Raw genomic sequence first — 21,419 nt, 5'->3', positions numbered from 1 at the left:
CGGATGTCGATCAGAGGCCCGGACGACATGGCCGGATCATTTGGTGAGGTCGTCCGCGATCATGCGCGACGACACGCAGAGGTTCGATCCTGGGTCCAGCAGGTGGCCACGGTCCAGCGGGGCAAGAAGTCGGTGGAGGTGGGCCTGTTCAGCCCACGAATCGCTGCCCCCGAGAGCGCTCATGCCTGGGAGGAACTCTACGCGAAGCGGCGGGCGGCACTGGATGATCCGATCAATCAGTCGTGGCTCGATGCCAGGATGCTGCAGGCGCTGGGCGAGCCGGCATATTGGCAGTTCGGTACCAAGAATGCCCAGTACGACGAAGGGGCGTCGCGATGGGAGATGAAGACCCGTAACCGGGGCGAGGACTTCGTGCGCAATAGGCTGGCGCACTTGGCACAGGTCGTCGAATCACGCGAACCCGACGTCATCGAGAAGGCATTCACCGACGCGGCCGTAGACGACAGTGCGCGTAAGCCGGACTCGCGCACCGGAACGGGTCTGGTCCCGCCAGGTCCGGTCGATGACGCTGTTGCATGGTGTGCGCTCTGGGGGATCAGTGCCTTTCGTCTGTATCCCCGGCTGACGGAGGTGGCGATCACTCCCGGGGCGTGGCCCACCGATCGAGTGCACCCAGGATTGATGGCGCTGCCGATGCACACCACGTTGCAGACTCCGGCCAAGTTGCGCAGGGTCCTTCGGTCGCAGGACTTTTCGACCGCTGCGTTTGGTGCTGCGGCAGGACCCGACGGAATCACAGTCGTGCGCGCACGAGAAAGGCTGGTGAGGCAGGGAATTCGAGGGATCGTGAAGTTTCCCATCCGCAAGGCCGGAAGCTCCAGCGCTCCTGAACGCCAGGTCCTTTCGGGTACGTTCGAGCCGTTCTAGCAGATTGCCATGACCGAGGAACAATCGGTGTTACCGATCAGTTTGGTGGCGCACACCGTCTTCTGTGAGCGGCGTGCATGGATCGAAGCGGTGGGTGAGCAGGTCCACAGCGCCCAAATGGAGGCCGGCAGCGCAGCTCATGAACGTGTCGATCGGCCGGCTGACAATCTGAGGGAAAGCCGGTCGGTCGACGTGGTTCACAATCAGATGGGTCTCGTGGGCAAATGTGATGTGGTGAAAGGAGAATCGGACCATGTCGTCTTGATCGAGTACAAGGCGACACCGGTAAGGCGGGTTCCTGAAGTCACCCGGGCCACTGTGATGCAACTGGTGTTGCAACAGATGTGTCTGGAGGCGAGCGGCGTAACGGTGGACGAGAAACGCGTCTACTTCACGAATCACCGCAGGTCAGTCGTGGTGGAGACCGTCGATGCCGACCGGGGCGAAGCGCTGGAATGGGTGCGGCGTACCCGCAACGTCATCGAGTCGCCCACGGCGCCCTTGCCGTTGGTAGATGATCCACGTTGCCGCTCGTGTTCCCATGTGGGGGTATGCCTTCCCGACGAACGACGGGTGATGCAGGGTGAGGTCAGACGTATTGCGGTGAGCAACCCCGGTGGCGACATCCTCCATCTGACGACGCCAGGTAGTCGGGCATCGATCAGGTCTGGGCGGATCGTGGTCCACAAGGCGAAGGAGGAAACTCACTCGGTTCCACTGGAACGCGTCGTCGGACTGGTGATTCACGGCAACGTCGACGTGTCGTCGGCGTTGATCCGCGAGATCCTATGGCGCGGCTACACGATCGTGTGGTGTTCAGGCAACGGACGTGTGGTCGGCCATGCCCGTTCGACAAAGTCGCCCAACGCCGTTGCCCGTGTCCGCCAGCACGTGCTGAGCGAGTCAGGTCATCTGGACCTCGCTCGAGAGCTCATCGCATGCAAGGTCGCCAACCAGGCGACGCAGTTGCGACGCAACGCGCGTATCGCGGTACATAGCGAGGTGGCCGAGATGAGGAAGATTGCGCGGAGGGTGTCGACCGCGCACTCGGTTCCCGAGATCCTGGGTCTTGAAGGCGAGGCTGCCGCCATCTATTTCGGACGACTTCAGCAGTGCCTGGCCTCCGACGCAGACACCGGCTTCGCCGCCGGATGGAGTGGTCGCACCGGGCGACATGCGGGCGATCCGGTCAACGTGGCTCTCAACTACGCCTACAGTCTCTTGCTTGCCGACTGTATCCGGGCGCTGCACGCTTGCGGCCTCGATCCGCACGCTGGCTTCGTGCATAGTCCAGTCCGCAACAAGCCGGCATTGGCGCTCGATCTCATGGAGCAGTTCCGACCTGTCGTCGCTGACTCGGCAGTACTGGCGGCCATCAACACAGGGAAGCTCACCACAGCGGATTTCAGTACGGAAGTGAGTGGCCTGCCACGGCTGACACCGACCGGGCGGCGGGCGGTGACCAGCGAGTATCGACGGCGTGTCGCCCAGCAGTTCACACATCCGAGGTACGGGTACAAGGTCACATGGCAGAGGGCGTTCGAGGTTCAGGCGAGGATGATTCTCGGGATTCTCGACGGAACTGACGACACCTATGTGGGGATTCGGACACGTTGAGTCAGAATCTCTTTCGCCTCCTTGTCGCCTACGATGTCGTCGACGATCTGCGCCGGACGAGACTCGCGAAGCTGTTGGAGTCATATGGGGACCGAATTCAGTACAGCGTCTTCCTGATTGATCTCACCGCTGCACAGGAGGTCCGACTGCGGAAGTCTGCAATCGCGAAGATCGACATCAGCGTCGACTCGATAGTGTTCTGCCGTCTCGGAGATGCGGCTGGTGCAGCACAGGACAGACTCGAGTTCGTCGGAAAGCGCAGACCGATGACCGACGACCTCGGCTTTGTCCTGTGACATGCGAGCATCAGTCACGGCGTCCCGTCGACGGCCATGTCTCGCGGTCAGTTCCCCCTGGTTGGAACGTCGTACGGCGCGCAAACCGTGAGGACGATGCCGATTTGGGTGCGTCGTGGGGACGGTCCTCGCGCAGCTCGGGATACGTGCAGGTCAGCTACCGTGTATTCTGGGGTCTCCGTCCGCGACTTCGGTTGCGGACCCTTCGTTGAGGCCGAACTCACTGATCCGATGCTCGACCCGGAGTCGGCGCCCGTCCGCGACTTCGGTTGCGGACCCTTCGTTGAGGCAAGTACCGGGCGCAGCCGAACCTCACCCTTGAGGTTGTCCGTCCGCGACTTCGGTTGCGGACCCTTCGTTGAGGCGACGACAGCGCCTCGACTGGCTCGCGCCTACCGTCGGCCCGTCCGCGACTTCGGTTGCGGACCCTTCGTTGAGGCGGAAGCGATCGGCGCCAGCGGGGACCGTGTTGTAGGCCCGTCCGCGACTTCGGTTGCGGACCCTTCGTTGAGGCATACCCGATGGAAGTCAACCCCAATCGACGAACATGTGTCCGTCCGCGACTTCGGTTGCGGACCCTTCGTTGAGGCGCAATGTTTGATGATGGTGCAACCACTGATGATGTGCCGTCCGCGACTTCGGTTGCGGACCCTTCGTTGAGGCGGTAAGGGCATCGGTCGCACCCGCGGCCGGTGCCCTCACCCGTCCGCGACTTCGGTTGCGGACCCTTCGTTGAGGCCCAAAACATGATCTAGCACGCCTGTCATGGTGTCGGACCGTCCGCGACTTCGGTTGCGGACCCTTCGTTGAGGCATGGGCGTCATCCAAGAGTCGCAGTAGCCCCCCCGCCGTCCGCGACTTCGGTTGCGGACCCTTCGTTGAGGCATGCACGAGGGCCTGTCGATCAGTGAGATCGCGGCTCGTGCCGTCCGCGACTTCGGTTGCGGACCCTTCGTTGAGGCATGCACCACTTCGAGGTCCGCGCTCACGAGTACGAGCGCAGCCGTCCGCGACTTCGGTTGCGGACCCTTCGTTGAGGCGGCTCTGACAACGTCGAGGTCACCGCGGCGACCGGTTCGCCCGTCCGCGACTTCGGTTGCGGACCCTTCGTTGAGGCGGATGCACCGCCGTCCGCGTCTCCGACTCCGACGCCGTCCGCGACTTCGGTTGCGGACCCTTCGTTGAGGCGTCAAGGGCCCCGAGGGTGCGCCGATGGATGAGCGGCCCCGCCGTCCGCGACTTCGGTTGCGGACCCTTCGTTGAGGCGGCGGTGAAGGCTGCGTTGGAGCGGGCGAAGGTGGAGCGGCCGTCCGCGACTTCGGTTGCGGACCCTTCGTTGAGGCGCAGACAGACGCGAAGAAGGGCGACGGGATCCCGACCGTCCGCGACTTCGGTTGCGGACCCTTCGTTGAGGCAACAACACACCACGCCACTGCAGGTCGGGCCTTGTTTCGGGCCGTCCGCGACTTCGGTTGCGGACCCTTCGTTGAGGCGGCATCGTCACAAGCCAAAACCTTTGGCGCCCTTACCGTCCGCGACTTCGGTTGCGGACCCTTCGTTGAGGCCTCACCGTCTCGTCGATCCTGCTGGCGATCACCTGGTTCGCCGTCCGCGACTTCGGTTGCGGACCCTTCGTTGAGGCCGAGAACCCACCGCGCAGCGACCCGTAACGGTTGCGCCGTCCGCGACTTCGGTTGCGGACCCTTCGTTGAGGCTCGGGAGTCTGACGAGGATCATTCCATCCGCGGTAGCCGGCCGTCCGCGACTTCGGTTGCGGACTCTCCGTTGAGGGCTGTCAACGGCCAGTTCGTTGGCGATGCCGGGAATCCAGCCCTCACGTGTCACCCGTCCCGGGAATCGACGAGTTGACGTCAGTCAGTCAGGCAGGCAGGTGACAAGTGAACCCAGGGTGAGTGGTCCACTATTGCACGGGTTCGGCCAGCACGCGTGCCGTGACTGCGTCGCGGAGCAACGTGCTGATCGAGGCGAGATGACGTTTGGCGCGTTCGCTGCGTGGATGACCACGGAGCACGATCCGGCGTGTGCCCAGTCCCTGAACGTCGACGATCTCCACGGACTCGTGGGTGATCCACCGCAGGGCCAGATCGGGGAAGACCGCCATGCCCTCGCCCGCGGCGACGAGAGCGAGTCCGGTTTCGGTGGTGTGGAATTCGTGAACGGCCGATTGTTCGAAGCCGAGGGTCGCCCGAAGCCTCGACGCTGCTCGGGAACTCGCGGCCGGTGGTTGTTCGCCGAGCCACGGCAGGTGGGCCCGCTCGAGATCGGAGACGTCGGTGAACAGCGTCCCGGCCGGGATCGCGAGTCTCCACGGATCGTCGAGGAGGGGGATCTCCACCATTCCCTTGGGCAGTTGCGCGCTCTCTTCGCCGGTGTCGAGCTCGAACACGGCGGCGTCGAGGTCGCCCGATCGAAGCGCTTTCATCAACGCGGTGGGATACGCCTCCACGACGTGGAATCGAACTCCGGGCAGGCTCTGCCGCCATTCGGGAAGAGTAGGCGCGACGACCACCGACAGAAAGCTCTGGAAGCCGCCGATACGGAGTGGGCCGGTGAGTTCTTCGTCACCGTGCTCGAGCCGCGAGCGGACGGCGGCCAAGGTGCGCTCGATCTCCTGTGCGGCCTCGGCGAGGGCGAGGCCCTCGGGGGTGAGCGACGATCCGCTGGGCGTCCGGGTCATCAAGGGATGACCTGTTTCTCGCGCTAGGCGGGTGATCTGCTGGGAGACCGCCGACGGGGTCACGTGGAGTTCGTCCGCCGCGGCCAGCACACCACCGGTGCGTGCGACGGCCAGGAGATAGCGGAGTCGGCTCGGATCGATGTGCATTCACATATGCTAAACATCCCGTGTAGCGAATTTCAATTGACCTAAACATCATTCCTGCCGGAAGCTTGGCGCAGTCAATTCGACGAGAAAAGGAATGCCGTTCAATGCTCGCGCCAGTGCTCGGATGGGTCGGAACCCTCGGAACCTTCGCTGTGTACCTCATGATGTCGCGCGGACGCCTGGATGCGAACTCGGTGACATATGCGGCGGTCAACGCACTGTGTGGGTTGGCGGCCGGCGTGGCCGCCGGTCTCTACGGAGCATGGCCGAGTGCCGCGGCCAATCTCGCCTGGGCCGCGGTCGGCGCGTACACACTGGTCGTCTGCCTCCGGCAGAAGTCGCGCTCTGCTCCCGCAGAGATCATCGAATACTCCACGGGTGCAGCAAGATTGGACTACCGCGTGGCGCGCGCGGACTAGTCGTCGGCACGGGTGCGGGTCCGACCGCTCAGGAGCCCACGATGCCCGAACCGACGATGCTGGAGCCATAGACCCGCAGCGTTCGGTAGGCGACCGTCACCCGGGCGTGGCGATAGGAATTCCCGATCTCGCCGTCATGGGACATGACGACCGGTTCGGTGGACTCGAAGGAGAACTCGGGCACCTGCAGTTCGCGATAGCAGTGTGACCGCTGCAATCGTCCGGTCAGCAGTCCAAAGGCGATCCGCGCGAACGCGAAACGCTTGCCCGCCACCAGAAACCGGATGTCGAGGAGTCCGTCGTCGAGGCGTGACCGACGCACCGGGGTGAAGCCGGACGACCCGTACATCGAGTTGCCGAGGAGGAACAGCGACACGTCTAGTTCTTCCCCGTTCACGGTGATCCGGCGTGGACGCTGATGTCGTAGAACATGCAGTAGCGCAGCCGCACTCGCGACCGTCCGGCCGGTGCGATGCGCGAGGCGGTCGCGGGCACGGACGAAATGCGGGTAGGCACCCAGGCTCGCGGTGTTGAGCACGAGCTGGTCGTCGTCGAGCCGGGCGACGTCGACACGAGTGGTGCGCCCGCCCCGTATCGCGGCGACGGTGGCACCGACGTCGGGCGTGCCGATGTCGCGGGCGAAATGATTGAACGTTCCGCCCGCGAACACCGCGAGGGGGATGTCGCGCTCGAGCGCCACGGCGGCCACGGTGGCCACGGTGCCGTCACCGCCGATCACGCCGAGGACCCGCGCGTCGGCCGTCGACCGCACACACTGCGCGACATCGTCGTCGAGGTCCAGCGTGATGATCTGCGCGGCGGGGAACTCATCGGCGACCGTGGTGGCCAGATCGGCCCCGCGCCCGCCGCCGGACTTCGGGTTCACCAGCACCGTGAGGCCGTCGCCGTCGGTGATCTGCGGAGCATCCTCGACGGTGGGCGCGGGGATGGAGATACGCCGGCGGGTGATCGGTGGCGCGATCTGACCGCCGAGGGTGCCGATGGCGGCGCCGATACCCAATCCGAGCAGCACGTCACCGGGATAGTGGGCACCGGTGGCGACCCGGGACAGCCCGACCAGCCCGGCCAGCGCCGACAACGCGAGACCGGCGGGGGCATTCTCGATGGCCATACCGGTGGCGAACGCGGCGGCGCTCGCAGAATGCCCCGATGGCAACGAGTTCGAGGTGGGCAGGCGTCGACCGCGGCGCGGCAGCGGAACGACGGTCGCGACAGGTCGGGGTCGGCGCCGGACGCGTTTGGCGACCTGGTTGGTCACCAGGCTCGTGACCGCGAGCGAGGCCAGTCCCCGGACCGCACCGCGCTGTATCGCGGGGCGGCCGCTCAGCCCACCCGCCACCGCGATCGCCATCCACAGCTTGCCGTGATCGGCGGCCCGGGTGAGCGGCGGCATGGTCGCATCGAGCAGCTCACTCGGGGAGAGCGCGATGGCGTCGAAGACGGCGGCGTCGAGAGAGCCGAGACCGCGGGTCACCTGACGTGTGCGCCGGCTGATTTCGGATTGCCACGGGAGGACTCGAAGGGGGCCGCCATACATGGGAGCCACGCTACCGCGTCATCGATGGCTCCCCTTCGATCGCCAACGGCCTCGTTCGGTCTGCTGTGTGTCTTCAGGGCCACGGGGTAGGGGAGTGGTCGACCTCGGTCCTGACGATCATCACCGGCGCCACACAACGAGAGAGGCCCCGTCACCTGTGCGGTGACGGGGCCTCTCGTGGAGAACCTACGGACTGCGGGTCAGTCGAGCGGGTTGCCGCCCTTTTCCTGCAGTTCGCGCAAGGCCTTGTGCTCGGCGAGCTCGTTGGCATGCTCGTTCGCGATGTGCGCGGCCTGTTCCTCGGTCGGGTCGGCCAGCAGGATCGACCCGGTGCCGGGAGCACCGGCCGAACCCAGCTTGTTCATCCGCTTCGGGATGGCGGCACCCTCGTAGGGCAGCGGGATCGGGTGACCATGGCTGTCGACCGGGCCGAGCGGCTGGTGCAGCTCGATGTACTCGCCCTGCGGCAGGCGCTTGATGATGCCGGTCTCGATGCCGTGCGCCAGGACCGCGCGGTCGCTGCGCTGCAGCGCCAGCGCCCAGCGGTAGGTGATGAAGTACACCAGCGGCGGGAGCACGATCATGCCGATTCGGCCGACCCACGTGGTCGCGTTCAGCGAGACGTGGAACTTCAGCGCGATGATGTCGTTCATGCACATCAGCGTCAGCAGGATGTAGAAGCTGAACGCCATCGCGCCGATCGCGGTACGCACCGGGGTGTCACGCGGACGCTGCAGCAGGTTGTGGTGGGCGTCGTCGCCGGTGAGGCGCTTCTCGATCCACGGGTAGGCGAACATGACCGCGAACATGATCCCGATGATCACGACACACCAGAACACCGCAGGGATCGTGTAGTGACCCAGGTAGAGCTCCCAGGCCGGCATCAGACGCACCAGACCGTCGGTCCACATCATGTAGATGTCGGGCTGCGAGCCCGCGGAGACCTGTCCCGGGTTGTACGGACCGAGCACCCACACCGGGTTGATCTGGAAGACACCCGCCATGATCGCCAGGATGCCGGTGACCACTGCGAACATCGCGCCGCCCTTGGCGGCGAAGACCGGCATGATGCGCACGCCGACGACGTTCTTCTCGGTACGGCCGGGGCCGGGGAACTGGGTGTGCTTCTGGTACCAGACCAGCGCGAGGTGCGCACCGATCAGGGCCAGGATGATGCCCGGGAACAGCAGGATGTGCAGCACGTACATGCGCGGGATGATGATCTCGCCCGGGAACTGGCCACCGAACAGTGCCCAGTGAATCCAGGTGCCGACCAGCGGGATGCCCAGGACGATGCCGCTCATCGCGGCGCGGACACCGGTACCCGACAGCAGGTCGTCCGGCAGCGAGTACCCGAAGAAGCCCTCGAACATCGCCAGGAGCAGCAGCAGGCAGCCGATGATCCAGTTGGCCTCACGCGGACGACGGAATGCGCCCGTGAAGAAGATGCGGGCCATGTGGATGATGATCGACGCCGCGAACAGCAGGGCCGCCCAGTGGTGGATCTGACGGACGAACAGGCCACCGCGCACCTCGAACGAGATGTTCAGCGTGGTCTCGTACGCACGGGTCATCATCACGCCGTTGAGCGGCTCGTAGGAGCCGTGGTAGATGACCTCGCTCATCGACGGATCGAAGAACAGCGTCAGGTACACACCCGAGATCAGCAGGATGATGAAGCTGTAGAGGGCCACCTCACCCAACAGGAAGGACCAGTGGGTGGGAAAGACCTTGTTGATCTGACGGCGCATGCCCGAGGCGAGGTGGTACCGGGAGTCCACCTCTTCGGCCTGCGTCGCGAGACGGTCTGCGAGGGTCATGACTTGCGCTCCCAGAATGCCGGTCCGACGGGTTCGATGAAGTTGCCACGGTTGATCGCGGCGTTGGCGACCAGGTACCCCTGATCATTCACCGCGATCGGCAGCTGCGCCAGGGCTCGGGCCGCAGGACCGAAGACCGGCTTGGCCGAGTCGAGGGCGTTGAACTGCGACTGGTGGCACGGGCAGAGGATGCGGTTGGTGCGCTGCTCGTAGAGCGACGTCGGGCATCCGAGGTGGCTGCAGACCTTGGTGTAGGCGAAGTAGTCACCGTAGTTGAAGCTCTCCTGGCCCTTGCGCTTGACGACGACATCGGCGTCGGCGGTGCGCAGGCGGATCAGCATGACCGGGTTGCTGACGTAGCGCAGACCCCAGATCAGCTTGTGGCGGGACTCTTCGGTCTCACCCAGGCCGTCCGACACGCGCCACGGGAACACGGTCTCCATGGCGCCGGCGTCGAGATCCTCCGGACGGACCAGCGCCACGCGCATCGGGTCGCCCACGTCGCGACGCAGGAACACGGTTTCGTTGGGGTCGACCTTCGAGTTGTACATCGGCGCCCAACCCGAGTTCCACAGGGGAGCGTCGTTGCGCTCGGCCCAGGGGTTCTTGATGAAGCCGCCGATGCTGGCGACCAGGCCGGTGAAGGCCAGGGCGCCGAACGCGAACAGACCACTGCCGATGATCATCTTGCGACGACCCAGGGTGGAGGTGGTGCCGGTGTCGACGAGCTCGGCCACGATCGTGGCCTTGTCGACGTCACTGGAACCGGGACCGTCGTGACGGTCCTGCACCGAGATCTCCGACGGCAGGAACTTCTTGGTGATCAGGACCAGTGCGACACCGATCGAGAGCACCGACAGACCGAAGGTGATGCCCAACAGCGGGGTGTTGAGCGTGTACTTCCAGTAGTCCGGCTGGTCGGGCATCACGAATTCCCAGTGATTCCACCCGAAGATGATGAAGCAGGCCAGGGCGGAGATACCGGAGATGGTCAACCAGATCGCGATCTGGCGCTCGGCACGCTTCTCGACCCGGGTACCGGGTTCGGGGTAGCGCTCGCCGCGGTGGATGATCTCCACCCCGTCGAGGTTGGTGCCGAGCTTGACCAGCTCGTCGTTGCTCATCTGGTCGATCTCGTCCTTGGTCGGGACGTCCTTGTCGTTGGCGCTCATGCTCGAGATCCCATCCACATCGCGCCGGCGACGATCGCGACCACGCCGACGAACCACATCACCATGCCCTCGGACACCGGGCCGAAGCCACCGATTCCCAGACCGCCCTGCGGCTTGGACTCGGTGACGTACTTGACGAAGCCGATGATGTCCTTCTTCTCGTCCTCCGACAGCTGACGGTTGGAGAACTTGGGCATGTTCTGCGGGCCGGTCAGCATCGCGGTGTAGATCTGCTGCTCCTTGACACCGTCAAGGGTCGGCGCGTACTTACCGCCCGAGAGCGCACCACCACGACCGGTGAAGTTGTGGCAGGAGGCGCAGTTGAGGCGGAACAGCTCGCCGCCGCGGCCGAGGTTGTCGCCACGCAGCGACTCCTGGGCCACCACGCGCACGCCGTTCTCGGTCTTGATCGACCCGTCCGGATTGTGCTCGTAGATCACGGTCGGACCGCCACCCATGGCCTGGATGTAGGCACCGAGCTGATCGATCTGGGCGGTGGTGAACTTCGGAGGCTTGCGCTGTGCCTGGGCCTCACCGCGCGCTGCGGGCATACGGCCGGTCGAGACCTGGAAGTACACCGCGGCGTCACCGACGCCGAGCAGCGACGGACCACGGTCGGGAACGCCCTGGAGGTTCGCGCCGTGGCACGTCACGCAGGAGGTCTCGTAGAGCTTCTTGCCGCTCTGGACGAGGCTGGCATCTGCGGAGTCGGCGGTGGCGACCTGCGGCTTCGGGGTCAACAAGGACGCCAGCACGCCGGCCATCATGAGGCCGGCGAGGAGCAGGATCGCGCCGCTGGCGCGGCGGCGGAGCTTGCGTCGAGACTTCGCCTTCCGGGCGGTGCCGGTCGACGGCGACGAGTGGACCGGATCGACCGCGTCGGCTGCATCGCTATCCGACGAGCGCGGTGGAGATGAACTCATCTGTATCTCTCTACTAGCGGACGGACTGTGTGTGGTTTTGCGGGTCACCCCGCGTGAGGATTTCCATCCTCAGGGTTCGGCCGGAAGACCGAACTCAACGGATGAAGTAGATCGTCACGAACAGGGCGATCCACACGATGTCGACGAAGTGCCAGTAGTAGGACACGACGATGGCGGCGGTTGCCTGGGCAGGGGTGAATTTGGAGAGCTTGGTGCGGATCAGCAGGTAGATGAAGGCCACGAGGCCGCCGATCACGTGCAGACCGTGGAAACCGGTCGCCATGTAGAACACCGAGCCGTATGCACTCGACGAGAGCGTGGTGCCCTCGTGCACGAGGTGGTAGTACTCGTACGCCTGGCCGCTGACGAAGAAGGCACCCATCAGGAAGGTCAGGACGTACCACCGTCGCAGACCGAAGACGTCGCCGCGCTCCGCGGCGAACACGCCCATCTGACAGGTGACCGACGACAGGATCAGGACCGTGGTCACGGGGATGGCGAGGGCGAGATTGAGCTCGGTGGGCTCCGGCGGCCAGCCATCCACGGGATTGGCATTGGCGCGCGCGACGAAATACATCGCGAACAGGCCTGCGAAGAACATGAGCTCACTGGACAGCCACACAATCGTGCCGACACTCACCATGTTGGGGCGGTTCAGTGAGTGCACGCGCGCAGTGATGGCTGTTCCCGAGGTACCTACAGCGCTAGTCACAGGTTGAAGTATGACGGTTCGTAGTACGCGGTGACCACTTGGGTCCGAGATTGATGGGAACTTTTTCTCTTCCCGCTGGTCGCGGGTGGTGGCGGGGGTCGGTCGGCGTGTCCCGAACACGACGCGGACCCCGTCTCCGCGACCCCTCGTTCTCATGGTTGGCTCAGGGAATGGCGCTATCGGAAGGCCGACCGGGAAGCGGTGGGCAGATGTCGGGTCCACGGGACCTCAACGGCAGACCCGTGTCGCGGACACGGTGGCAGCGGATGACCGCCCGGCTCGGCCGGGCCGGCGAGGGGGGCCTGGCCGCCGACGACCCCTCGCTGGTGCACGTCGTCGGCTCGCTGGACGACGCGGCGTCGAGTTCGGCATTGCTCACGGAATCGGCGTGGGAACCCGACCACCAGGTCGTGTTGCGACATCTGCTGGTGCTGCCGACGGATCGTGTGGCCGACGCCGTCGCGGTGGCCGGTCTCGACGGGTACGCCGCGATCGCCGCCTCCGGCACCGACCGGGACTGGGTGGCGGCGGCGACGGTGATCGGTGGACCCGCACCGGAGGAGTCCGAACTCGTCGTCCTCGGACGGGTGCAGCTGATCGACGCGATGCACCTGTCACAGGAGCGATCACGGATGGCGAGCCTGGGATCGCGGCACGGCGGCGTGGCACTGGGGTGGCAGGTATGGCAGCGCGCGTCCTCGACCTGACGACCGGCCATTAAGGTGCTTGGTGTGAGCAACGCGCAGACGTATACGTGGCCGCAGATCCTCGGCCGGGTCACCGATGGCATCGACCTGACGGTCGAGGAGGCCACCTGGGCGATGAACGAGATCATGACCGACAGCGCGACCGGGGCACAGATCGCCGCGTTCGGTGTCGGCGTGAAGATGAAGGGTGCCGCGCCGGCCGAACTGCGCGGCCTGGCGGCGGCGATGCTCGATCATGCCGTCCCGGTCGCGGTGCGGCGGCCGGCGGTGGACGTGGTGGGCACGGGCGGCGACCGGTCGCACACCGTCAACATCTCCACGATGACCTCGGTCGTGATCGCCTCGGTCGGTGTGGCCGTGGTCAAGCACGGCAACCGCGCGGCGTCGTCGAAGAGTGGCGGCGCCGACGTGCTGGAGGCGTTGGGCGTCGAGATCGGACTCGGGGCCGACGCCGTGGCCCGCTGCGTGGAGGAAGTGGGCATCGGATTCTGCTTCGCCCCGGTGTTCCACCCGGCGTTCCGGTTCACCGGCCCCCCTCGCAAGCAGATCGGCATCCCGACCGTCTTCAACGTGCTCGGCCCCCTGACCAACCCCGCCCGCCCCGCGCGCGGCCTGATCGGGTGTGCGTTCCCCGACCTGGCCCCGGTGCTCGCCCGGACCTTCGCCGAGCGCGGATCGTCGGTGCTCGTGGTGCGCGGCGACGACGGCCTCGACGAACTCACCACCACCGCGACGTCGACGGTGTGGCAGGTCCTCGACGGCCAGGTTGTCGAGCTGACCCTCGATCCACGCGACCTCGGCATCGAACTGGTGGAGTTGTCGGCGCTGCAGGGCGGCGATGCGAGCGTGAACGCCGTGATCGCCCGCGAACTGTTCGCCGGGACGACGGGTCCGGTGCGCGACGCCGTCCTGCTGAACGCGGCCGGCGCGATCGTGTCGGCGGAGATGACCGCCCCGTTCGACGATGCGGGTCTGGTGCAGGCGATGGCCGAGGCCAAGGACCGGGCCGCACAGGCCATCGACTCCGGTGCGGCGTCCGCTCTGCTGGACCGCTGGGCCGCGCTGACACGGGAACTCGGCGGGCAGGCCTGACGCGGGTTGCACCGCCCTCCCTCCGCCGGGCTCCCTATATAAGGACAGACGAGTGTGCCCGGGTCGCCCTTGGCGGCCCGGGCACACCTTCCTGATCCGGTCGATCAGTTCTCCCCGATGGAGAATCCGCCCTCGACCTCGGAGCTGGAGTAGCTGCGGAACGCGATGTGGGTGGCGGTGCGGGTGACCCCGGGCAGCCGGTTGATCCGGCCGGTCACCACGTCCGCGATCTCCTCGTGGTCGCGCACCTTGACCTTGGCGATCAGATCGACGTCGCCGGCGCACGAGTACACCTCGGCCACGCCGGGGATGTCGGCGACGGCCTGCGCGGTCTCCGGGATCTGGTGGACGTCTGCGTGGATCAGGACGATGGCGGTGATCATGGATGTCAGCCTAGTCGGGCTCCGTCACGTGCCCGGCGTGCCGCGTCGGACCACGGGGCCCATGCCGCGGCCGATCCGGCGGGCACCGCGAACGGGTCGGTGGTCGCGACGATCCGCCCGCCCGGCTCGGTGACCCACCGATAGAGCAGTCCGGTCTCCTCTGCCGGTGCGCCGGCCAGTGGACCGTCGCCGGGGATCACCGTCTCCGCCGCGGCCCGGAGCGCGTCGACGACCGGCATCGGGGCCACCCCACGGCGGGCGGTACCGGCCGCCGCCAGCCGCCCGTGCCGGATCACCGCGAACTGCCACCCGCCGGCGTCGTCGGGGCGGGCCACCACGATCTCGGCGATCACGCAGAGCGCCGCGAGGCGCTGGCACCGGCCCAGTGCGTCGATACATGCGGCCAGGCGGTCGCGGTGGCGTGCGGCGGTCTCGAACATATGGGAGTCGGTGTAGCGGTCGAGCTGTCCGACGAGGGTGCCCACCAGGTCATTGCGTCGGCCGCACAGCAGATCGTGGGCGGCGGTGACGCGCGGCAGATACTCGGCGAGGGTCTGCGGGGTGGCCGAGGCCGCCGCACACCCACCGACCTCGTCGCCCCCGTCGTCGGGCGTTCGACACCAGTGATGGGTCGCCGACACCGGCAGCCGGTGCCGGCAGCTGCGCAGTCCGGCGGCGCGGGAGATCAGCTCGGCGATCTCGGCGGCCCGCGTGCGGTTGGCGATCGGCCCCACGGCGTCGGCGGTGGCGGTACGAGTGACCCGCAGCCGGGGGAATCGTTCGGCGGTCAGCTCGATCCACCATCCGCGGTGCGGCTGTCGGGAACGCCGGTTGTAGGCGGGGGTGTGGGCGGCGATCAGACGGAGCTCGCGGACCGCCGCCTCGAGGGGATGGGCACACTCGACGTGGTCGACGCGGACCGCCAACCGGACCATCTCACCCATGCGTCGTCGGGGGTCGCCGCCGGTGAAATACGAGAGAACGCGGCGTCGCAGATCGCTCGCGGTGCCCACGTAGAGCACCTCCTCCGACGGTCCGCGGAAGAGATAGACGCCGGGACGGTTCGGAAGATGTTGCGCCAGATGTCGTTTCGCGCGAAGGTGAGGATCGGTGCGGGGGAGGAAGGCGGTCAGGTCGCCGTATGTCCGCACTCCCTGGTTGCCGATCCGCTCGAGCAGGTGGTGCAACACCTCGACCGTGGCACGGGCGTCGTCGAGCGCGCGGTGGGTGGGCCGGGTGGACACGCCGAACAGGTCGGCCAGGGCGCCGAGCTTGACCGTGGGGGCCTCGTCCCGGGCGAGGACGCGCCGCGCCAGACGGACCGTGCACAGGCTGGTGGGGAACGGGAAGTCCTGATGCAGCCGCGTCGCGGTGTGCCGGAGGAAACCCATGTCGAAGCGGGCGTTGTGCGCCACGAGGATCGCACCGCGGGCGAACTCGACGAACGAGGGGAAGACCTCGGCGATCCGCGGGGCGTCGTAGACCATCGCCTCGGTGATCCCGGTGAGCGAGACGATCTGCGGGGGGATCGCGCAGCCCGGGTCGACCAGGGTGGCGAACTCGCCGAGGACCTCGCCGCCCCTGATCTTCACCGCACCGATCTCGGTGATGCGGTCGTTCGCCGGATTGCCACCGGTGGTCTCGAGGTCCACCACGACCATCGTGGTCTCGAACAGCGAGCGTTCGGCGAAGCCGTCGCCGGGCCCCGCGGCGCCCCCGGTGTCGGAATCGGACGCATCGAGATCGGCGAACGAGAGTTGATCGGCGTCTACCAGCACATCGCGAACAGTAGTTCGAGCCACCGACAGAGCCTCCTGGGGCGGGTGTGGCAGGAGTGGTGTTCGCCGATGTGTTCGGTTTTGTCGGTGGGTGTTCCTACTGTGGCGTGTGACGGCGGTCGACGAGGATCGTCGCCGTCCCGGGGTCCCGGGACGGTCCCGGTTGGCCGGTTTTCACCCGCCCGACACCGAAATGAGATGGAGATCACAGATGTACATCGAGTGCAGCAACTGTCCAGCTCGTCGGCACGCCTGCGACGGATGCATGATGAACGTCTTCTTCGGGCCTGTGAGCAGCGAAGACGGCGGTGTGTCGGGGGGTGCTGATGTGCGGTTCGACGAGTCGGTGGCCGACGCCGAGATCCGTTCGGCCATCGATTCATTCACTGCGGCTTCAATGGCGACCACGGCGGCTGCACGATCGGCAATGGGGACCATAGGCCCTGCTAGCGGGCCCGGAGTCGGGCCGCGTCTGCGGATTCTGCGCGCGGGGTGAATTCCGGCCCGGTGACGGCTTCGTGTCCTGCAGTGGACAGACCTGCATCCTTTTTCGTAACCTTTCCGAGACCTTCGCGGAGCGTCCTGCTTCACCAAGAAGTAGTCCACGAAGGTCACCGCTCAATCGCCCGCAAGGGCGAACCGGGGAACCACAGTTTTCGGAGCGATCCGAATTGGGGTGAATCGCGCCCTGGACACCGACGACGGTGCCCAGAGTCGCGTAGGGCCATTCTTCCGGCCCGAACCCGACAGCTAACTCGGTAGGCGGTAGAGGGAGAAACAAAAGGAGAAGTCTTTTCGTGGGCAAACACCGTCTGGAACAGCCGAATCGCGGTGGCAGCGTCGCCAAGAAGGCGATGATCGCGGGATCGCTGACCGTCGGCTCGCTCGCCGTCGCCGCGGGTCCGGCCCTTGCCGCCCCGGCGCCCAGCGCGACCATCGAGATCCCGAATCTCGGTAAGTTCACGCTGCCGGGTGTCGATCAGAAGCAGGTTCCGAACCAGTTCCGTCCGGGCAGCCTCCCGGGCCTGGTGACGCCGACCCTGACCGCCGGTGAGAAGGCCGTGAAGGCCGCCGAGAGCAAGATCGGTTCGCCCTACAGCTACGGTGCCGCAGGCCCCAATGCCTTCGACTGTTCGGGTCTCGTCTACTGGTCCTACCAGCAGGCCGGTAGGACCATCCCGCGTGACAGCTACGGACAGCTCGGTGGCGGCCGCGCGGTGGCCTATGCGGATGCGCGTCCCGGCGACGTCCTGATCTTCAACGGTGGCGGCCACGCCGGCATCTACATCGGCAACGGCCAGTTCATCCACGCGTCCACCTACGGTGTCCCGGTCAAGAAGGCCTCCGTCAACGAGTGGTCGCTCGTCGGAGTTCGGCGGTACTGATCCGCGATCGACGACGACGTGTGAACATGGATCGGGCGGATCGCGGCACTCGCGGTTCGCCCGAACCCGTACTCCGGGTGGATCGTTCGAGATCGACCGGAGACGACGTTCGAAACCTGGGGGATCCGGCGTATGACGACCGGCAAGGAAGTGTGGTGACGCCCGTGGAAGCGGGAAAAGCGACCGTGGGGAAGCGATCGGGACGGCTCGCGCTCGGCACGGCTCTGTGTGCACTGACGGTGGCCGTCGCACCGCCGTTGGGACTGGTTCACGCGCCCGAGGCGGCGGCTGCCCCCGTGCAGACCGCCGACCAGCTCCTCGCGCGCTACCAGAAACTCGGCCAGCAGGCCGAGCAGTCGGCCGAGGCGATGCACAACGCGCAGATCGACTACGACAAGCAGCGCCGCATCGTCAACGACTCCAAGCGGGCGTCGGCCGACGCCCAGGCGTCGTTGACCGCCTCCGAGAAGTCGCTGGCAACCCTGCAGCAGCGATTCGACGCCGTGGTCCGTGCGAGCTACATGGGCCGACGCACGAACGACATGTACGCGGTGCTGACCAGTGACTCACCGCAGACCCTGCTCGACCAGATGTCGGGCCTGGAACTCGTCGCCCGTCGGTCGGCGGCGGACCTGGACGCGCTCAAGAAGGTCCGCGCACAGACCGTCACCAAACGCACCGTCGCCGATGAGGCCGCCGCCCGCGCCACGCAGGCCGTCTCCGATGCCGAACGCGTTCGCGGTGATCTGCAGAAGCAGCGCGCCGAGTTGCAGTTGCAGGCCGCACAGATCCGAGTGATCTATTCGTCGATGACCGGCAAACAGCTTGCCGCACTGGCCGGACCGAAGTTCGACTTCGATCCCCGCGCCGTGCCCAAGGGCACCTCCGCGGCCCTCGTCGCGGTACAGGCCGCGCTCACCCGGATCGGCGATCCCTATGTGTGGGGAGCCACCGGTCCGGATTCGTTCGACTGCTCCGGCCTGATGGTGTGGGCGTTCCAGCAGGCGGGTAAGACCCTGCCCCGCTCGAGCGAGGCACAGAACGCCTCCGGGACCCCGGTGGACCGCAACAACCTGCAGCCCGGAGACCTGATCATCTACTACCCGGATGCCCATCACGTCGGCATGTACGTCGGTGACGGCTACGTGATCCACGCATCCACCTTCGGCGTCCCGGTCAAGGTCGTGCCGCTCGACGACGCCGGACCCTTCAGCGCCGCACGGCGTTACTGAAACGTCCCGCGTTGCGCGTCGAGCGAACCCATGCGGCGGCGGCCGTCGCCACCCTCGCCGTGGCGCTGACCGTCGGGCTGACGGCGTGTGGTGGCACCGCGGGTTCTGGTGGGTCCCAATCCGATTCGGCTCGTGTGGGCTCGGCCGCGTCCGGCTCGCCGGCGACCCCGACCACCTCGAATGTGTACCTCGAGCAGCGGACGCAGGGGGTCGGGGAGCTGCTGGACCGGTTCTCCGGAGCGCTCGTCAGCGGACGTGAGGACGCGCTCACCGCCCTGATCGACGAGGCCGCGAGTCCGGGGTTCCGTGGGTCGGTGCAGACCGCCTGGGCCAACCTGTCCTCGGCGGCCCCGGCACCCGATCGGTCGGCCCGCCTGCGAGTCCGCACCCTGCGGTACCAGCTCGCCCCCACCGAGGAGGCCGAGACGCTCGTGCCCGCGACGGTCCAGGAACGCCTCGACGCGCAGGGCAGCACCGACTCCTGGGTCGCCCCGGTCGAGTTGCACTTCGCCCTCGGTGGTGCACGGACACCCGGGATCGACGAGGACGAGGTGGTGGTCGCCACGCAGCTGGTCGTCGCCCGATATCCCGATGCCACCGGTACCGGCGATTCCTGGCGACTGGTCGGTGACGCCTCCCTCGTCGGTGGACCGGTTCCGCCGCAGCAGATCTGGTCGGTGCCCGGCCTCGCCGTGCAGGATGTGCCGACATCTGGTGGAACCTCGGTGATCGCGTCCTACCCGGACACCGAGGCCCTCGATCGTCGGGTCGCGGGATTGTTGCCCGGCGCGATCGACGCGGTGAGCGCCTTCTGGGGGACCGACTGGGCACGCCGGGCCGTCGTCGTGACCACCGCCACCGACGATCAGTTCGGCACCCTCGCCGGGTCGGGGCACGGTGTCGACGGCGCGGCCGCGGCCACTGTCTACTCCCGCATCGACGTCGCCGAGCAGGTCGCCACCGGACAGCGTGTGATCCTCACCCCACAGGCCGCCGACCTGGCCGCACCCACCCTCGGGGTGGTGCTCCGGCACGAGCTCACCCATGTGGCCACCCGGTCGGTGACCGACACGGGCGCACCGATGTGGCTCACCGAGGGCGTCCCGGAGTACGTCGGGCGCAAGGGAACCTACACCCGACCCATCGATGCGGCGCCGGATCTGGCGGCGGCGGTCCGCGACGGGCACACCCCGACGGCGTTGCCGGCCGACGACGAGTTCGCGGTGGACGCGGAGAGCTCGCGACTGGCCTACCAGTCGGCATGGTCGGTTGCCGCATTCGTCGCCGACCGGTTCGGCGAGGCGCGGCTGAAGGCCCTCTACACCGGTGTCGCCGCCACCGGCGACACCGCCCGGCAGGATGTCGCGATCCGTGCGGCGCTCGGGATCGATCGAACCCAATTGGTGGCCCGCTGGCGGGCCTGGCTGGAAGCAGAGATGCGCTGATGTCGCGAACCCTGTTGGTGACCAACGACTTTCCGCCGCGTCCCGGCGGCATCCAGTCGTACCTGCAGAATCTGGTGGAGCTGCTCGACCCTGCCGACATCGTCGTCTACGCCCCGCGATGGCGCGGGGATTCGCACACCGAATTCGATGCGCGAGTGCCCTATCGGGTGCACCGGCACCCCACCACCCTGATGCTGCCCACCCCGGCCGTCGCACGCCGTGCCGCCCGGATCATCCGCGAGGAGGACATCTCGACGGTGTGGTTCGGTGCCGCGGCCCCGCTCGCCGTGCTCGCCCCGCAGATGCGACGGGCCGGGGCCCGGCGCGTGATCGCGTGCACCCACGGCCACGAGGTCGGCTGGTCGATGCTGCCCGGCGCCCGGCAGGTGTTGCGCCACATCGGTGATCACACCGACGTCGTCACCTTCGTCAGCCGCTACACCCGTGGCCGGTTCGCGTCGGCATTCGGGCCGCAGGCCGCACTCGAATACCTCCCGCCCGGCGTGGACGTGGCCCGGTTCGCCCCGGATACGCAGGCGCGTGACCGGATTCGGGAGCAGTTGGGGATCGGGGAGCGACCCACCATCCTGTGCCTGTCCCGGCTGGTGCCGCGCAAGGGTCAGGACATGCTGATCCGGGCGCTTCCGTTGATCCGGACCGAGATCGCGGACGCGGTGCTGGTGATCGCCGGTGGCGGTCCGTATGCGGAGACCCTGCACCGCATCGCGGCCGACGAGGGGATCGCCGAGCACGTCGTTTTCACCGGGTCGGTGCCCGCCGATGACCTACCGGCGTTCCATGCGAGCGCCGACGTGTTCGCGATGCCGTCTCGGACCCGGGCCGGTGGACTCGACGTCGAAGGCCTCGGGATCGTCTATCTCGAGGCGTCGGCGAGTGGGGTGCCGGTGGTGGCCGGTGACTCCGGGGGAGCGCCGGAGACCGTGCGCGAGGGCGTCACCGGCACCGTCGTCGACGGCACCGACGTGCCCGCGCTGGCCCTCGCCGTGATCTCGATTCTCGCCGACCGTCGCGCGGCCGCCGAGATGGGCAGGCAGGGCAGGATTTTCGTCGAACAGCAGTGGCAGTGGAGGCAACAGGCGGCGCGCCTGCGCCAGCTTCTCTGAGCTGTCGCGGGCGCGCCGCCTGT

19 protein-coding genes, 1 CRISPR repeat array and 1 riboswitch are annotated in these 21,419 nt (G+C 67.0%); of the genes, 10 read left to right on the top strand and 9 right to left on the bottom strand.

All coding sequences use genetic code 11. The annotated features are described in order from the left end of the window. Nucleotides 1-3 precede the first annotated feature (3 nt). The 3 genes from ACWDUA_RS05155 to cas2 are packed head-to-tail and all read left to right on the top strand — an operon-like array spanning nucleotide 4 to nucleotide 2,801. Nucleotides 4-888, top strand: coding sequence for a hypothetical protein (locus tag ACWDUA_RS05155; RefSeq protein ID WP_449749927.1), 885 nt, complete (start codon nucleotides 4-6; stop codon nucleotides 886-888). A gap of 9 nt (nucleotides 889-897) precedes the next feature. After that, the gene (gene cas1, locus ACWDUA_RS05150) at nucleotides 898-2,505 is read left to right on the top strand and encodes a CRISPR-associated endonuclease Cas1 (protein ID WP_449749926.1); all 1,608 of its coding nucleotides are present in this window, start codon (nucleotides 898-900) and stop codon (nucleotides 2,503-2,505) included. Then, nucleotides 2,502-2,801, top strand: a complete 300-nt coding sequence (gene cas2, locus ACWDUA_RS05145) for a CRISPR-associated endonuclease Cas2 (protein ID WP_449749925.1) — start codon at nucleotides 2,502-2,504, stop codon at nucleotides 2,799-2,801. Before cas1 ends, cas2 begins: the two co-directional genes overlap by 4 nt. 178 nt (nucleotides 2,802-2,979) lie before the next feature. Further along, nucleotides 2,980-4,593: direct repeats of the CRISPR family, unit length 37 nt; unit sequence CCGTCCGCGACTTCGGTTGCGGACCCTTCGTTGAGGC. Nucleotides 4,594-4,722: 129 nt separating this feature from the next. Here the strand turns inward: cas2 and ACWDUA_RS05140 are convergent. Beyond that, nucleotides 4,723-5,646, bottom strand: coding sequence for a LysR family transcriptional regulator (locus ACWDUA_RS05140; RefSeq protein WP_449749924.1), 924 nt, complete (start codon nucleotides 5,644-5,646; stop codon nucleotides 4,723-4,725). Nucleotides 5,647-5,750: 104 nt separating this feature from the next. Between ACWDUA_RS05140 and ACWDUA_RS05135 the strand changes: the two genes are divergently transcribed. Continuing rightward, a complete protein-coding gene (locus ACWDUA_RS05135) occupies nucleotides 5,751-6,065 on the top strand; it encodes a hypothetical protein (protein WP_449749923.1) in 315 nt (104 codons plus the stop codon). A 28-nt stretch (nucleotides 6,066-6,093) separates the two neighbouring features. On the opposite strand, the gene ACWDUA_RS05130 is transcribed toward ACWDUA_RS05135, so the two are convergent. From ACWDUA_RS05130 to ctaE, 5 genes are all read right to left on the bottom strand, one after another. Further along, nucleotides 6,094-7,623, bottom strand: a complete 1,530-nt coding sequence (locus tag ACWDUA_RS05130; protein WP_449749922.1) for a diacylglycerol kinase family protein — start codon at nucleotides 7,621-7,623, stop codon at nucleotides 6,094-6,096. A gap of 200 nt (nucleotides 7,624-7,823) precedes the next feature. Beyond that, complete coding sequence (gene qcrB / locus ACWDUA_RS05125; RefSeq protein ID WP_449749921.1) at nucleotides 7,824-9,443, bottom strand: cytochrome bc1 complex cytochrome b subunit; 1,620 nt, start codon at nucleotides 9,441-9,443, stop codon at nucleotides 7,824-7,826. Beyond that, entirely contained in the window at nucleotides 9,440-10,615 is a 1,176-nt protein-coding gene (gene qcrA / locus ACWDUA_RS05120) for a cytochrome bc1 complex Rieske iron-sulfur subunit (RefSeq protein ID WP_449749920.1), read from the bottom strand. The genes qcrB and qcrA overlap by 4 nt, the downstream gene beginning before the upstream one ends. Then, the gene (qcrC, locus tag ACWDUA_RS05115) at nucleotides 10,612-11,538 is read right to left on the bottom strand and encodes a cytochrome bc1 complex diheme cytochrome c subunit (protein ID WP_449749919.1); all 927 of its coding nucleotides are present in this window, start codon (nucleotides 11,536-11,538) and stop codon (nucleotides 10,612-10,614) included. The genes qcrA and qcrC overlap by 4 nt, the downstream gene beginning before the upstream one ends. A 94-nt stretch (nucleotides 11,539-11,632) precedes the next feature. Further along, a complete protein-coding gene (ctaE, locus tag ACWDUA_RS05110) occupies nucleotides 11,633-12,250 on the bottom strand; it encodes an aa3-type cytochrome oxidase subunit III (protein WP_449749918.1) in 618 nt (205 codons plus the stop codon). 266 nt (nucleotides 12,251-12,516) lie between these two features. Here ctaE and ACWDUA_RS05105 point away from each other — a divergent pair, with 266 nt between their 5' ends. After that, the gene (locus tag ACWDUA_RS05105) at nucleotides 12,517-12,957 is read left to right on the top strand and encodes a hypothetical protein (protein ID WP_449749917.1); all 441 of its coding nucleotides are present in this window, start codon (nucleotides 12,517-12,519) and stop codon (nucleotides 12,955-12,957) included. 24 nt (nucleotides 12,958-12,981) lie between these two features. Next, a complete protein-coding gene (trpD, locus tag ACWDUA_RS05100; RefSeq protein ID WP_449749916.1) occupies nucleotides 12,982-14,049 on the top strand; it encodes an anthranilate phosphoribosyltransferase in 1,068 nt (355 codons plus the stop codon). Nucleotides 14,050-14,153: 104 nt separating this feature from the next. Here trpD and ACWDUA_RS05095 read toward each other — a convergent pair whose 3' ends face one another. The 3 genes from ACWDUA_RS05095 to ACWDUA_RS05085 all read right to left on the bottom strand — a co-directional run bounded on the left by ACWDUA_RS05095 (nucleotide 14,154) and on the right by ACWDUA_RS05085 (nucleotide 16,648). Continuing rightward, nucleotides 14,154-14,432 carry an Lrp/AsnC family transcriptional regulator gene (locus ACWDUA_RS05095; protein ID WP_449749915.1) on the bottom strand — a complete coding sequence of 93 codons (279 nt, stop codon included), beginning with the start codon at nucleotides 14,430-14,432 and terminating at the stop codon, nucleotides 14,154-14,156. A 5-nt stretch (nucleotides 14,433-14,437) separates the two neighbouring features. Then, entirely contained in the window at nucleotides 14,438-16,210 is a 1,773-nt protein-coding gene (locus tag ACWDUA_RS05090) for a DEDD exonuclease domain-containing protein (RefSeq protein ID WP_449749914.1), read from the bottom strand. A gap of 174 nt (nucleotides 16,211-16,384) precedes the next feature. Further along, a complete protein-coding gene (locus tag ACWDUA_RS05085) occupies nucleotides 16,385-16,648 on the bottom strand; it encodes a hypothetical protein (RefSeq protein WP_449749913.1) in 264 nt (87 codons plus the stop codon). 167 nt (nucleotides 16,649-16,815) lie between these two features. After that, nucleotides 16,816-16,990: riboswitch (cyclic di-AMP (ydaO/yuaA leader) on the top strand. A 17-nt stretch (nucleotides 16,991-17,007) separates the two neighbouring features. On the opposite strand from ACWDUA_RS05085, the gene ACWDUA_RS05080 reads away from it, so the two are divergent. The 4 genes from ACWDUA_RS05080 to ACWDUA_RS05065 all read left to right on the top strand — a co-directional run bounded on the left by ACWDUA_RS05080 (nucleotide 17,008) and on the right by ACWDUA_RS05065 (nucleotide 21,396). Next, nucleotides 17,008-17,595: a C40 family peptidase gene (locus ACWDUA_RS05080; protein ID WP_449749912.1), complete on the top strand. Its 588-nt coding sequence runs from the start codon at nucleotides 17,008-17,010 to the stop codon at nucleotides 17,593-17,595. Nucleotides 17,596-17,747: 152 nt separating this feature from the next. Next, complete coding sequence (locus ACWDUA_RS05075; protein WP_449749911.1) at nucleotides 17,748-18,827, top strand: NlpC/P60 family protein; 1,080 nt, start codon at nucleotides 17,748-17,750, stop codon at nucleotides 18,825-18,827. Between the two features lie 11 nt (nucleotides 18,828-18,838). Further along, entirely contained in the window at nucleotides 18,839-20,272 is a 1,434-nt protein-coding gene (locus ACWDUA_RS05070; RefSeq protein ID WP_449749910.1) for a peptidase MA family metallohydrolase, read from the top strand. Next, entirely contained in the window at nucleotides 20,272-21,396 is a 1,125-nt protein-coding gene (locus ACWDUA_RS05065) for a glycosyltransferase family 4 protein (RefSeq protein ID WP_449749909.1), read from the top strand. The genes ACWDUA_RS05070 and ACWDUA_RS05065 overlap by 1 nt, the downstream gene beginning before the upstream one ends. Nucleotides 21,397-21,419: the final 23 nt, after the last annotated feature.

This window comes from Gordonia sp. NPDC003376 (assembly GCF_053589235.1).
Note: the sequence above shows the minus strand (reverse complement) of the source record. Positions and strands in the feature narration are given on the sequence as shown.